Genomic DNA, 13,371 nt, shown 5'->3' with positions numbered 1-13,371 from the left:
GGGTTCGGTGTGGCAAGTGGATCATGGGACCTGCGGCAATCCAGTGTGGGAGCGGGCTTGCTCGCGAAGCAGGCACCCCGGTCTTTCAGGTGTATGCCACCATGCATAGCCCCTGCGCCATTATCCCGGTGTACAACCACGAAGCCGCGATCACCACGGTAGTCGATGCGCTGATTGCCCGTAACCTGCCGTGCATCCTGGTGGACGATGCCAGCAGTCCGGCCTGTGCCAGGGTTCTCGACCAACTGGCGCGGCGGGACATGGTGTACCTGATCCGTCTCGCCGCCAACCAGGGCAAGGGTGGCGCGGTCATGACCGGCTTGCGCGAAGCCTCGCGCCTGGGTTTCAGCCATGCCCTGCAGGTGGATGCCGATGGACAGCACGACCTGCAGGACGTCGAACGGTTTATCCAGCAATCCAGGGCTCATCCGCAGGCGGTGATCTGTGGCTACCCGCAATTCGACGCCAGTGTGCCAAAGGGCCGGTTGTATGCCCGATACCTGACCCACGTCATGGTCTGGATCAACACCCTGTCCCTGCAGATTCGCGATTCCATGTGCGGCTTCCGGGTCTATCCGTTGCCACCGGTTCTGGCAGTGATCGAGTCGGCGAGGATCGGCAAGCGCATGGACTTCGACTCGGACATCCTGGTGCGCCTGGCCTGGCGCAATCAGCCGATGCAATGGCTGCAAACCCGGGTTCGTTACCCGCTGGATGGTGTATCGCATTTCCGCCTGTTCCACGACAACGTGCTGATTTCCAGCATGCACACCCGGTTGTTCTTCGGCATGTTGCTGCGCGCGCCGGCGATCCTCTGGCGAAGGTGGCGAGCATGACCAACAGCGCCGACAAGTCGCACTGGGCCGACCGTGAAGAGCGCGGCAGTTTCTGGTTGATGAAGCTCACCGCATTCGGCGCCAAAGTACTGGGCCGTCGCCTGCTGAGCCCGCTGCTGTATGGCATCGTGTTGTATTTTTTCCTGTTCGGCCGCAGCGCCCGGCAAAGCGCCTGGCAGTACCAGCAACGCCTTGCCCAATGGAGCGGCCGCAACGAATTGCGTCCGACCCACTGGCGCGTCTTCGGACAGTTCATGGCCTTTGCCGATTCCATGCTCGACAAGCTCGACGTGTGGAACGGCAAGCTGAGCATCGAGCAAATCGAAATCATCGACCCGGCGCTGCTGCGCACTCAGTTGCGTGGTACTCGCGGGCAGATGCTCGTGGGCGCGCACCTGGGCAACCTGGAAGTCTGCCGCGCGCTGGCGGAACTCGGCGAGAAAGTCACCATGAACGTGCTGGTGCACACCAAGCACGCCGAGCAGTTCAATCGTTTGTTGGGCGAGGCCGGGGCGAGCAATCTGCGCTTGATTCAGGTCAGCGAACTTGATCCCGCCATCATGCTGCAGCTCCACGAACGCCTGGAGCGCGGCGAGTGGCTGGCGATTGCCGGCGACCGCGTGCCATTGCATGGCGGGCGCAGCGTGACGGTGGACTTCCTCGGTTACCCGGCAAGATTCCCCCAGGGCCCGTGGCTGCTGGCCGGCCTGCTGAAATGCCCGGTCAACCTGCTGCTGTGCCTGAAAAAGCCCGACGGCGACTACCGCCTGACGCTGGAACCCTTCGCCGACGCGATCACCTGGAAACGTAGCGACCGCGAGCAGGTCATACATCAGTGGGCTTGCCGTTATGCCGAGCGTCTGGGTCACTATTGCCTCGAAGCGCCACGCCAATGGTTCAACTTTTACCCTTTCTGGAAGACCGATGACGACGCCAACGCTTGAGCCGGTAACCTTCGGCGAACTACCTTTGCGTATCGAAGACGTGCTGGCCCTGGCCAACGGCCAGGCACCAACGCAGTTGCAGGACGACCCCGGGTTCCGCCAGCGCATCGCCAAGGGCGCGCAGTTCCTCGACTCCCTGCTGGACAAGGAAGGCGTCATCTATGGTGTGACCACCGGCTACGGCGACTCCTGTGTGGTCGCGGTACCGCTGCATCATGTCGAAGCCCTGCCGCGTCATCTTTACACCTTCCACGGCTGCGGACTGGGCAAACTGCTCGACGCCCAAGCCACCCGCGCGGTGTTGGCGGCACGTTTGCAGTCGCTGTGCCAGGGCGTTTCCGGGGTACGCGTGGAACTGCTGGAGCGCCTGCAAGCCTTCCTCGAGCACGACATCCTGCCGCTGATTCCCGAAGAAGGCTCAGTAGGCGCCAGCGGAGACCTGACGCCGCTGTCCTACGTCGCCGCCACGTTATCCGGCGAACGCGAAGTGTTGTTCCGTGGCGAGCGCCGACAAGCCGCCGACGTCCATCGCGAACTCGGCTGGCAACCGCTGGTGTTGCGCCCGAAAGAAGCGTTGGCATTGATGAATGGCACTGCCGTCATGACCGGGCTCGCCTGCCTGGCCTATGCCCGCGCCGACTACCTGCTGCAACTGGCGACCCGGATCACCGCGCTGAACGTGGTGGCCCTGCAAGGCAACCCGGAACATTTCGACGAGCGTCTGTTCGCCGCCAAGCCGCACCCCGGGCAAATGCAGGTCGCCGCCTGGTTGCGCAAAGATCTGGCAATCGACGCACCGACCGCGCCGTTGCATCGCCTGCAAGACCGTTACTCCCTGCGTTGCGCACCCCATGTGCTCGGCGTGCTGGCCGACAGCCTGAACTGGCTGCGCTCGTTCATCGAGATCGAACTCAACAGCGCCAACGACAACCCGATCATCGACGCCGAAGCCGAGCGAGTGCTGCACGGCGGGCACTTCTACGGCGGTCACATCGCGTTCGCCATGGACAGCCTGAAGAACCTGGTGGCCAACGTCGCCGACCTGCTCGATCGCCAACTGGCATTGCTGGTGGATGAGCGCTACAACCACGGCCTGCCGAGCAACCTTTCCGGTGCCAGCGCCGACCGGGCCATGCTCAACCATGGCTTCAAGGCCGTGCAGATCGGCACCAGTGCCTGGACCGCCGAAGCGCTGAAAAACACCATGCCGGCGAGCGTCTTTTCGCGCTCCACCGAGTGCCACAACCAGGACAAGGTCAGCATGGGCACCATCGCCGCTCGCGATGCGATCCGCGTGCTGGAACTGACCGAACAAGTAGCCGCCGCCACATTGCTCGCAGCCAACCAGGGTGTCTGGCTGCGCGGCCTGGCCGAGGACGCCCGTCCATTGCCACCGGCGCTGGCAGAAATGCGCGAAGCACTGGCAAAGGACTTTGCGCCGGTCATTGAAGATCGTGCCCTGGAGGGCGAATTGCGCCTGTGCCTGCAACGCATCGCCGCTCAACACTGGAGGCTGCATGCGTAGCAAGGGATTTCTGCACACTGATTCTGAAATTGTCGTGCCGTTCTTCGACGTCGACAGCATGTACGTGGTCTGGCACGGCCATTACGTCAAATACCTGGAAGTCGCCCGTTGCGCGCTGCTGGACAGGATCGGCCACAACTACAACGCCATGTCCGAGTCGGGTTACGCCTGGCCGGTGATCGACCTGCAACTGCGGTACGTGCGCGGTGCAGTGTTCGGCCAGAAGCTGAACGTACGAGCCAATCTGGTGGAATGGGAGAACCGGTTGAAGATCAATTACCTGATCAGCGACCTGCACACCGGCGAACGCCTGACCCGCGCCGTCTCCGTGCAAGTGGCCGTCGACATCGCCAGCCGCGAAATGCAACTGGCTTCGCCCAAGGTGTTCACCGACGCCGTAGCGAGGGCCCTGCCATGATTTTCTGGCGCCCCCGCCCCCCTGTAGGAGCGAGCACGCTCGCGATGGTCGTCAACGATAACGCTGGACACCTGACACTGCGCTTTTTCGCCAGCAGGCTCGCCCCTACAGTGTTCTGCGTACTACTGGGCATCCCAGGGCTGGCCCATGCATTCGACCTGCAGCAACTGAGTACTCAACTGGCCAAACCCGAGGTCATTCACGGCAACTTCATCCAGGAAAAACACCTGCGCGCCCTGCCCAAGCCGCTGACCAGCACCGGCACTTTCGTGCTCGCGAAAAACCACGGATTGTTGTGGCTGCTGAAAACCCCGTTGCAGCAGGATTATCGAATCAACGAAAAAGGCATTGCCCGTCGTGACGCCGCAGGCTGGCAAATGGTCCCGGGCAAGGCCGCTGGCGCCGAACAGAACCGCCTGTTCCTCTCGGTGCTGCAAGGTGACAGCACTGGCTTGCAGCGCGATTTCGAGCTCTCGCTCAGTGGCGACGCCCGAGCCTGGCAGCTCACACTGGTGCCGCGCTCGATGCTGCTCAAGCAAGTGTTCAACCGGATCAATATCACCGGTGCCGAGCTGGTGCAAAGCATCGAACTACTCGAAACCCAGGGCGACAGCACCTTGTTGCGCATGCAGGACAGCACCGGCGCCCAACCGTTGAGCGAAGCGGAGCAACATGACTTTGCCGAGTGAGCGCAGGCTGCCGTGGCTATTCCTGACCCTGCTGCTGGCAGTACTGGCGCTCGCCGGTTGGCAATGGCGTGACGGCGCACCGCTGTCGGCCAATCTGATGGATCTGGTGCCCGGTACAGCACCTGACGCCCTCGAGCAGCGCGCCGAACAGCGCATACAAGAACCGCTGAACCGCGAAATGCTGGTGCTGGTGGGCCACTCTGATCGCCAACAAGCCATCGCCATGGCGCAGCAACTGGGCGAACAATGGCAGGCCAGCGGCCTGTTCGAAAAGGTCCAGTGGACCCTGCAAGCCGACTTGCCAGCACTGCGCACACAGTTGCTGCGAGGCCGATTGGCGATGCTGTCCGCCGAAGACCGCGCGCTATTGACCGAACATCCCGACGCATTTATCCAGGAACGAGTGCAGGCGCTGTTCGACCCGTTCAACGGCTTCAGCCTGGTATCGAGCCAGGATGACTGGCTGGGGTTGACCGGGCGTATCCAGAACAGCCAGCCGAAACACGGCGCAGTGCAACTGGACATTGGCAGCGGCGCCTTGATCGCCGACGCGAACGGTAAAAGCTGGGTGCTGCTGCGCGCACGCACCATCGGCAACGCCTTCGACATGAACCTGCCACTGCAAGTGGCCGACCTGCTCGAGCATGGCCGCGAAGTAGCGGCGCAAAGCGACGTTCAACTGCTGGCCGCCAGCGGCTTGCTGTATGCGGCCGAAGGCCAACGCCAGGCCGCCCGGGAAATGACCTGGGTGGGTGGCGGCGCCACGCTGGGAATTCTCTTGCTGTTGCTGCTGGCCTTCCGCCGCTGGCGCGTACTGCTGGCCTTCGTCCCGGTGCTGGTGGGCATGCTGTTCGGCGCGGTGGCCTGCGTGGCGCTGTTTGGCCACATGCATGTGATGACGCTGGTGCTGGGTTCGAGCCTGATCGGCGTCGCGGTCGATTACCCGCTGCATTACCTGTCCAAGAGCTGGAGCCTGAAACCCTGGCACAGCTGGCCGGCTTTGCGCCTGACCCTTCCAGGACTCACGCTGAGCCTGATTACCAGCGCCATCGGTTATCTGGCCCTGGCCTGGACGCCCTTCCCGGCACTCACCCAGATTGCCGTGTTCTCTGCCGCCGGCCTGCTCGGCGCCTATTTGTCTGCCGTGTGCCTGCTGCCGGCCCTGCTCAAGGGTGCCGACCTGCGCCCGGCGCAATGGCCGCTGCGGGTGAGCGAATACCTGTTGGGCCGTCGCGAAGCGCTGCTCAAACGGGTGAGCACGCCAGTGTTGCTGGCGCTGCTGATCGCTTTCTGTGTCGCTGGCCTGCTGCAACTCGAAAGCAAAAACGACATTCGCCAATGGATCGCCGCGCCGCAGCAATTGACCGATGAAGCCCGGACCATCGCGCAGATCACCGGTTATCAACCCACCAGCCAGTTCTTCCTGGTACGCGCCGCCAATCAGCAGCAACTGCTCGAACGCCAGACCGCCCTGAGCGAACGCCTGGATCAGTTGCGCAACCTGGAAAAGCTCCAGGGCTACCTGTCCCTCAACCAGTTGGTCAGCCCGCAGAACCAACAGCAGCAAGTGCGCGAAGCCTTGAGCAAGCTGCCGCAGTTCTGGCAACCGCTGCTCGACATCGGCGTACCGGTCGAGGCGTTGCGCGCCGAATTGGCAACATTGCAGGCATTGCCTGGCGAAGACATCGATGCGGCATTGGCGGGCCCCCTGGCAGAGCCCTATAGAGCGCTATGGCTTGGCCCCAGCGATGATGGCGTGGCGGCGATGGTCAGCCTGCAAGGTGTGAATAACCCGAACTTGCTGCGGGCCCAGACCCACGATTTACCTGGCGTGGAACTGGTAGATCGGCTGGGTGAGTTGAACCTCGTCTTCGCCGCTACCCAGGTCAGCGCCGCAGAGTTGAAACTCGCCTCCTGTGTACTGATCGTGCTGGTTTTGATCCTGCGATTCGGCTTCGGCGGGGCGCTGCGCATCGTTTTTCTGCCGCTGCTGGCAGCGCTGTGCAGCCTCGCCAGCCTCGGCTGGCTGGGGCAACCATTGACCCTGTTCAGCCTGTTCGGCCTGCTGCTGGTGACGGCGATCAGCGTCGACTACGCGATCCTGATGCGCGAGCAAGTCGGCGGCGCTGCCGTGAGCCTGCTGGGTACTTTACTGGCGGCGTTGACCACCTGGCTGTCGTTCGGGCTGCTGGCGGTGTCGAGCACTCCGGCGGTGAGCAACTTCGGCTTGTCGGTCAGCCTGGGCCTGATCTTCAGCTTCCTGCTCGCCCCCTGGGCCGGTCGACAGGTACATGCCGCTGCAGTCACGGAGCCAGCAGCATGATGGTCGTGTTGTTCTGGGCGATGGCCCTGGTGTTGTTTGCCCTGGCCACCCGTGTCGGCCGTCGCTTTGGCCTGATTCCGATTGTCAGCCAGTTACTCCTGGCGACCATCGGCTTGCCGCTGCTGATGTACTTCTGGGTTGAACCTCAGTGGCAACTGAGCGGCGCCGCGCTGGTAGCACCGGTGTGGCTGAAAAACCTCTACAGCTTGAGTTTCGCCCTGCTGCTGGGCTACATCCTCAGCGATGTGATCGACCTGCAACTGGATCGCCAGAGCCTGAAAATCGCCCTGCCGAGCTTCTGCATTCCATTCGCCTGCGGTCTCGCCACGGCGATCTGGTTGTTGCCGGCGCAACCGTGGATCAGCTCGCTGGCCGTCGGTTTGCTGTTCGCCATTACCGCGATTCCGGTGTTGTACCTGTACCTGCGCCACATCGATTACCCACCCGCGGCCACGCGCAGACTGGTGCAAACCGCAATCCTCATCGACCTCACCTGCTGGACGCTGTTTGGCATCGCCCAGGGCAGCCTGCACCTGAGCAGCCTGTTGCTGCCCTTGGCCGGTGCGTGCCTGCCACTGCTGTTGCGCCTGCTCGGTCTGCGCCAGACGTGGCTCTACAGCCTGTGCTTTTTCGCGCTGCTGGTGGTCGCCGAACACTACAAGCTCAATGCACTGATCTTCGGCATCGGCTACCTGCTGATCATGGCCGCGCTGAAAGCACCGCTGGTATTACCGTTGCCAGCCCTGTGGATGAGCCGCTTGCAGACGTACATCGCCATCCCGTTGATTCTCACTTTCGGCATTGTGCAGATCAACGTGCACAGCGCCATGGACAGCCTCGGCTGGGTGCAACTGAGCGCCCTGCTGCTGTTGCCGATTGCCAGCAAACTGCTGGGCAACTGGCTCGGCCTCGGCTGGGCCGCCTCGCCGTTCAAAGGCGCCAGCCGCTGGCGCGAAAGTATCCTGCTGAACATTCGTGGTTTGAGCGAGATCGTCTTCCTCAACCTGTTGCTACAACAGCAACTCATCAGCCCGGCGCTGTACTTTGCGCTGATGCTGATGGGTCTGGTCGCGACGCTGCTGCCCGCCCTGGCCGGCATGCACCGTCTTCCCTCGAAAGCCGCCGTTCCCGCAAGGAGCTCCCATGCCAACCATTGAGATGGAACATCGCCAGGTCGTAGTCATCGGAGCCGGTCCATCCGGTGCCATCGCCGCCGCGCTGCTCAAGCGCAAGGGGCACGACGTACTGGTGATCGAGCGTCAGCATTTTCCCCGGTTTTCCATCGGCGAAAGCCTGTTGTCCCACTGCCTGGATTTCGTCGAGGAAGCGGGCATGCTCGACGCCGTCAATGCCGCCGGTTTCCAGGTGAAAAACGGCGCCGCGTTTGCCTGGGGCGAGCAGTACAGCACCTTTGATTTCGGTGACACGTTCAGCGAAGGCAAGCCGACGACCTTTCAGGTGCAGCGCGCAGACTTCGACAAGTTGCTGGCTGATCAGGCCGCGCTGCAAGGCGTGGAGTTGCGCTACGGCGAGACCATCGTCAGTGTCGATACGGGCTCGTGCGGACCCCAGCTCGGCGTGCGCCGCGAAGACGGCAGCGAGTACCGCATCCAGGCCGCTTTCATGCTCGATGCCAGCGGTTATGGCCGGGTTTTGCCGCGCTTGCTCGACCTCGAGGCACCGTCGAATTTCCCGGTACGCCAGGCCGTGTTCACCCATGTCGAAGATCGTATCGACAGCCCGGGCTTCGACCGCAACAAAATCCTTATTACCACCCATCCGACCCAACGGGATGTTTGGTTCTGGACCATCCCGTTCAGCAACGGGCGCTGCTCGGTCGGCGTGGTCGCCGCAGCAGAGCACTTCGCCGGCCGCAGCGACAATCTGGACGAGTGCCTGCGCGGCTTCATCGCCGAAACGCCGAGCCTGGCCGGCGTGCTGAAGAATGCCCAGTGGGATACCGAGGCTCGTGCCATCGGCGGTTACTCAGCCAACGTCAAGACCCTCCATGGCCCAGGCTTCGCTCTGCTGGGCAACGCAGCAGAATTTCTGGACCCGGTGTTTTCCTCCGGGGTGACCATCGCCATGCGTTCGGCGAGCATGGCCGCCGCGGTGCTGCACCGCCAGCTGCAAGGCGAGTCCGTTGACTGGCAGAGCGAGTTTGCCGAACCGCTCAAGCGCGGCGTCGACACATTCCGTTGCTATGTCGAAGGTTGGTACGCCGGGACCTTCCAGGATGTGATTTATCATGAAGGCAGTTCACCGGAGATCCGCCGGATGATCAGCTCCATTCTGGCCGGATATGCCTGGGATGTACGCAACCCGTTCGTCAGCGAAGCCAGGCGCCGGCTGAAGGTCATTTCCGAACTCTGTGCACGGGACGGGACATGAGTTTTTTGAGCCACAACTGCGTCGAGCGAAGCCATATCGGTTGCTGGTCGCTCCCGCGTTATCTGCTGCTCGGGTGTCTCGTACTGCTGAGCGCCTGCGCCGGCCGGGCGCCGCTGCCCGAGCAAACACCGAGCCTGGAATTGCCGCTGCAATTACACATCGAGCGCATGCAGGACGATCAGCGTCAGCATTGGGTACTGGTGATTCAGAGCGAAGGGGCCGGCATTCGCTGGTCGATGATGGACTTGCTCGGCATTCCCCAGGCACGCCAGATACTCACTGATAAAACCTGGAAGGCCGACGGCCTGCTGCCACCCAATTCAGAGGCCCGAGAGCTGTTCGCGGCGCTGCTGTTCGCACTGACACCAAGAGATCAGTTGGCGATCAATTATCCCGGCGCCTGGCAACACGGCGCCCAACGGTCCCTGCCCGATCGCTGGGACGTGCGCTACTCACATTCGACGAGCTTTGAATTGCAGTTGCAGAAAGGTCCAGTATTTGAAATCACACCCCTGAGCGGTGATACGCCATGACCGCCTACCTGAATGCCCTGGGGGTGATCTGCGCCCTTGGCCGGGGCAAGCGCGAAGTCGCCCGCAACCTGTTTGCCGGCGATTGCTCCGGCATGCGTGACGAAGCCGGCTGGGTGCCGGAGCGTTCGTTGCCGGTCGCTGCGGTCCGTGGCGAGTTGGCGGCGATTCCACCGGGGCCGCCCTGGCAACACACTCGCAACAATCAACTATTGCTGGAAGCGGCGCTGCAAATCCGCCCGGACATTGACAATGCGATCCAGACCTACGGCCGCGACCGCATCGGTATCGTGCTGGGCACCAGTACTTCTGGAATCGAGGAAGCCAGCCAGGGGCTGTCCCAATACCTGCGCGAACAGCAGTTCCCGGCCGCCTACGATTATCAGCAGCAGGAACTGGCGGCGCCGGCAATCTTTCTCGCCGACTGGCTGCAATTGAGCGGGCCGACCTACGTGATTTCCACGGCCTGCACCTCCAGCGCCCGCGCCTTGATCAGCGCCCAACGCCTGCTGGACCTGGGCATCTGCGACGCGGTGTTGTGCGGCGGCGTCGACAGCCTGTGCAAACTGACGCTCAACGGCTTCTCGGCGCTGGACGCAGTTAGCGCACAGCGCTGCAATCCGTTCTCGGTCAACCGTAACGGCATCAACATTGGCGAGGCGGCGGTGCTGTTCGTGATGAGCAAACAGCCGGCAGAAGGGCACTCGATTGCCCTGCTGGGCAGCGGCGCCAGCTCCGACGCGTACCATATTTCTGCCCCGGAACCCTCTGGCCGTGGCGCCCTTCAAGCGATGCGCAAGGCCCTGGGCCGTGCCAACCTGGAGCCAGGGCAGATCGCCTATCTGAACCTCCATGGCACTGCCACTGCCCATAACGACGCCATGGAAAGCCAGGCAGTGGCGACCCTGTTCCCTGCCGGTGTGCCCTGCTCGTCGAGCAAACCCATGACCGGTCACACGCTGGGGGCCGCCGGCGCGCTGGAAGCGGCATTCTGCTGGCTTAGCCTGAGCGACGACAACAGCGAGCAAGCCCTGCCACCGCACATCTGGGACGGCCAGCCCGATCCAGAGCTGCCACCCCTGCTATGGGTGACCCCGGGCACGCGTCTGGCGTCCATTGCACCGCGCTACCTGATGAGCAACTCCTTCGCCTTCGGTGGCAACAACGTCAGCCTGATTATCGGAGACGCCCCATGATTGACTGGCCGCTCGCCGAACTGCTGCCCCACGCCGGCGACATGATCCTCATCGAGCAGATCCTCGCATTCGATGATGAGCAGATTCACACCCGCCTGACCGTCAGGCCCGGCGGCCTGTTCAGCCAACCCGACGGTAGCCTGCCGGCCTGGGTCGGCATCGAGCTGATGGCACAGAGTGTGGCCGCCTTCGCCGGTTGCCGTGCGCGCAAGCGCGGCGATGCCGTGGAACTGGGCTTCCTGCTCGGTAGCCGCAAGTTCGAATGCAACGTCGAAAGCTTTCCTGCCGGCACCGAACTGACCCTCCATAGCCTGCGCTCACTGGAAGACGACAACGGCATGGGCGTGTTCGAATGCCATATCAACGCGCCGGGCATCCACGCCACCGCCCGGTTGAATGTTTATCGCCCGCCACAAGTGGCTCAATATCTTCATGAACCCGAAGGAGTCCAGTCATGACGCCATCCGTACTGGTCACCGGTTCCAGCCGGGGCATTGGTCGCGCTATCGCCTTGCGCCTGGCTCAGGCTGGCCATGACATCGTGCTGCATTGCCGCAGCGGCCTGACGGACGCCATAGCGGTGCAGTCTGAAATCGAAGCCTTGGGACGCAAAGCGCGTATCCTGCAATTCGATGTGTCCGACCGTGCCACTTGCAAAGCCATCCTCGAAGCCGATGTCGAGTCCCACGGTGCCTATTACGGCGTAGTACTCAACGCCGGCCTGACCCGCGACGGTGCTTTTCCCGCGCTGAGCGAGGATGATTGGGACGTGGTGATGCGCACCAACCTCGACGGTTTCTACAACGTGCTGCACCCGGTGATGATGCCGATGATCCGTCGTCGTGCCGCCGGGCGGATTGTCTGCATAACCTCGGTATCCGGGTTGATCGGCAACCGTGGCCAGGTCAACTACAGCGCCTCGAAGGCCGGCCTGATTGGCGCGGCAAAGGCATTGGCGATTGAACTGGGCAAGCGCAAAATCACGGTCAACTGTGTCGCACCCGGCTTGATCGACACGGCCATGCTCGACGACAACGTGCCGGTGGAAGAACTGATGAAAATGATCCCCGCACAACGCATGGGTACCCCAGAAGAAGTGGCCGGCGCAGTGAATTTCCTGATGTCGGCGGAAGCGTCGTACATCACCCGGCAGGTTCTGGCCGTCAATGGAGGCCTGTGCTGATGAAGCGCGTCGTCGTCACCGGCATGGCCGGCATCACCTCACTGGGCAGCGACTGGCAGACCATCGCCGGCAACTTCGCGGCCAACCGCAGCGGCATCCGGCGCATGTACGAATGGGATCGCTTCACCGAACTCAACACGCGCCTGGCCGGCCCCATCGACGATTTCAAGGTACCGAGCCACTGGACCCGCAAGCAACTGCGCAGCATGGGCCGGGTTTCGCGGCTGGCGGTAGGCGCGGCGGAACTGGCCCTGGCTGATGCCGGATTGCTCGGCGACGACTCGATCAAGGACGGACGCATGGGCGTCGCCTGCGGTTCATCGACCGGCAGCACCGACGAGATCAAGGCGTTCGGCAACATGCTGCTCAATTCGGTGGCCGAAGGTCTGAACGCCAACTCATATGTACGGATGATGCCGCACACCACCGCGGCGAACATCAGCATCTTCTTTGGCCTCACCGGCCGCCTGATCCCGACTTCCAGCGCCTGCACCAGCGGCAGCCAGGGCATCGGCTATGCCTACGAGGCCATCAAGTTCGGCCGCCTGCCGCTGATGCTCGCCGGCGGCGCCGAAGAGCTGTGCCCGACCGAGGCCATGGTCTTCGACGCGCTCTACGCCACCAGCCTGAAAAACGACACCCCGCAACGCACCCCGCGCCCTTACGACACTGGGCGCGATGGCCTGGTAATCGGTGAAGGCGGCGGCATGCTGGTGCTCGAAGAACTGGAACATGCCCTGGCCCGTGGCGCGCGCATCCATGCCGAGATCGTCGGCTTCGGCAGCAACGCCGACGGCCAGCACACCACCCGCCCCGAACAGGTCACCATGCGTAGGGCCATGGAGCTAGCGCTGGAGGATGCGGGACTTGCACCCTCCGACATCGGCTACGTCAACGGCCACGGCACCGCGACCGAACAGGGTGACATCGCCGAGACCCAGGCCACCAGCAGCCTGTTCGGCGAACACATGCCGATCAGCTCGCAGAAGAGCTTCCTCGGCCACACCCTCGGCGCCTGCGGCGCGCTGGAGTCGTGGTTCAGCATCGAAATGCTCAACCGCGACCTGTATGTGCACACCTTCAACCTCGACGAGATCGACCCGCACTGCGGCAAGCTCGACTACCTGCGCGGTGAGTTCCGGCAGATGTGCAACCGGTATGTGATGAACAACAACTTTGCCTTTGGCGGGGTGAATACTTCGCTGATTTTTCGGCGTTGGTCGTAAGCAAACTCAAAACATCGCAGCCTGCGGCAGTTTCTACAGGAATGCGGGTGCATGCTGATAGGTTGCATCACCCAAATCTGTAGGAGCCGGCTTGTTGACGATGGCGCTCC

At 62.8% G+C, this 13,371-nt stretch carries 13 protein-coding genes; all 13 read left to right on the top strand.

Translation table 11 applies throughout. The annotated features are described in order from the left end of the window. The first annotated feature begins 101 nt into the window (after positions 1 to 101). From ASE98_RS17910 to ASE98_RS17850, 13 genes are read left to right on the top strand one after another with little or no spacing between them, the layout of a single operon-like run. Positions 102 to 836, top strand: a complete 735-nt coding sequence (locus tag ASE98_RS17910) for a glycosyltransferase family 2 protein (RefSeq protein WP_060542660.1) — start codon at positions 102 to 104, stop codon at positions 834 to 836. Next, positions 833 to 1,780, top strand: a complete 948-nt coding sequence (locus ASE98_RS17905) for an LpxL/LpxP family acyltransferase (RefSeq protein WP_060542659.1) — start codon at positions 833 to 835, stop codon at positions 1,778 to 1,780. Before ASE98_RS17910 ends, ASE98_RS17905 begins: the two co-directional genes overlap by 4 nt. Further along, positions 1,761 to 3,305: an HAL/PAL/TAL family ammonia-lyase gene (locus tag ASE98_RS17900; RefSeq protein ID WP_060542658.1), complete on the top strand. Its 1,545-nt coding sequence runs from the start codon at positions 1,761 to 1,763 to the stop codon at positions 3,303 to 3,305. The genes ASE98_RS17905 and ASE98_RS17900 overlap by 20 nt, the downstream gene beginning before the upstream one ends. Then, positions 3,298 to 3,723 carry an acyl-CoA thioesterase gene (locus tag ASE98_RS17895; protein WP_060542657.1) on the top strand — a complete coding sequence of 142 codons (426 nt, stop codon included), beginning with the start codon at positions 3,298 to 3,300 and terminating at the stop codon, positions 3,721 to 3,723. The genes ASE98_RS17900 and ASE98_RS17895 overlap by 8 nt, the downstream gene beginning before the upstream one ends. Beyond that, positions 3,720 to 4,412, top strand: coding sequence for an outer membrane lipoprotein carrier protein LolA (locus tag ASE98_RS17890; protein ID WP_060542656.1), 693 nt, complete (start codon positions 3,720 to 3,722; stop codon positions 4,410 to 4,412). The genes ASE98_RS17895 and ASE98_RS17890 overlap by 4 nt, the downstream gene beginning before the upstream one ends. Continuing rightward, the gene (locus ASE98_RS17885; protein ID WP_060542655.1) at positions 4,396 to 6,735 is read left to right on the top strand and encodes an MMPL family transporter; all 2,340 of its coding nucleotides are present in this window, start codon (positions 4,396 to 4,398) and stop codon (positions 6,733 to 6,735) included. Before ASE98_RS17890 ends, ASE98_RS17885 begins: the two co-directional genes overlap by 17 nt. Further along, positions 6,732 to 7,892 (top strand): hypothetical protein, encoded by a 1,161-nt coding sequence (locus ASE98_RS17880; RefSeq protein ID WP_060542654.1) that lies wholly within the window; start codon positions 6,732 to 6,734, stop codon positions 7,890 to 7,892. Before ASE98_RS17885 ends, ASE98_RS17880 begins: the two co-directional genes overlap by 4 nt. Next, positions 7,879 to 9,126, top strand: a complete 1,248-nt coding sequence (locus tag ASE98_RS17875) for an NAD(P)/FAD-dependent oxidoreductase (protein WP_060542653.1) — start codon at positions 7,879 to 7,881, stop codon at positions 9,124 to 9,126. Before ASE98_RS17880 ends, ASE98_RS17875 begins: the two co-directional genes overlap by 14 nt. Beyond that, positions 9,123 to 9,659 (top strand): hypothetical protein, encoded by a 537-nt coding sequence (locus tag ASE98_RS17870; protein ID WP_060542652.1) that lies wholly within the window; start codon positions 9,123 to 9,125, stop codon positions 9,657 to 9,659. Before ASE98_RS17875 ends, ASE98_RS17870 begins: the two co-directional genes overlap by 4 nt. Next, entirely contained in the window at positions 9,656 to 10,852 is a 1,197-nt protein-coding gene (locus ASE98_RS17865) for a beta-ketoacyl-[acyl-carrier-protein] synthase family protein (protein ID WP_060542651.1), read from the top strand. The genes ASE98_RS17870 and ASE98_RS17865 overlap by 4 nt, the downstream gene beginning before the upstream one ends. Continuing rightward, positions 10,849 to 11,310, top strand: coding sequence for a hotdog family protein (locus ASE98_RS17860; protein ID WP_060542650.1), 462 nt, complete (start codon positions 10,849 to 10,851; stop codon positions 11,308 to 11,310). The genes ASE98_RS17865 and ASE98_RS17860 overlap by 4 nt, the downstream gene beginning before the upstream one ends. After that, a complete protein-coding gene (gene fabG / locus ASE98_RS17855) occupies positions 11,307 to 12,035 on the top strand; it encodes a 3-oxoacyl-ACP reductase FabG (RefSeq protein ID WP_060542649.1) in 729 nt (242 codons plus the stop codon). Before ASE98_RS17860 ends, fabG begins: the two co-directional genes overlap by 4 nt. Beyond that, a complete protein-coding gene (locus ASE98_RS17850) occupies positions 12,035 to 13,261 on the top strand; it encodes a beta-ketoacyl-ACP synthase (RefSeq protein WP_060542648.1) in 1,227 nt (408 codons plus the stop codon). Before fabG ends, ASE98_RS17850 begins: the two co-directional genes overlap by 1 nt. The last annotated feature ends 110 nt before the right edge of the window (positions 13,262 to 13,371 follow it).

Source organism: Pseudomonas sp. Leaf48 (genome assembly GCF_001421885.1).
Classification (GTDB): domain Bacteria; phylum Pseudomonadota; class Gammaproteobacteria; order Pseudomonadales; family Pseudomonadaceae; genus Aquipseudomonas.
This window is presented reverse-complemented; position numbering and strand designations above follow the sequence as displayed.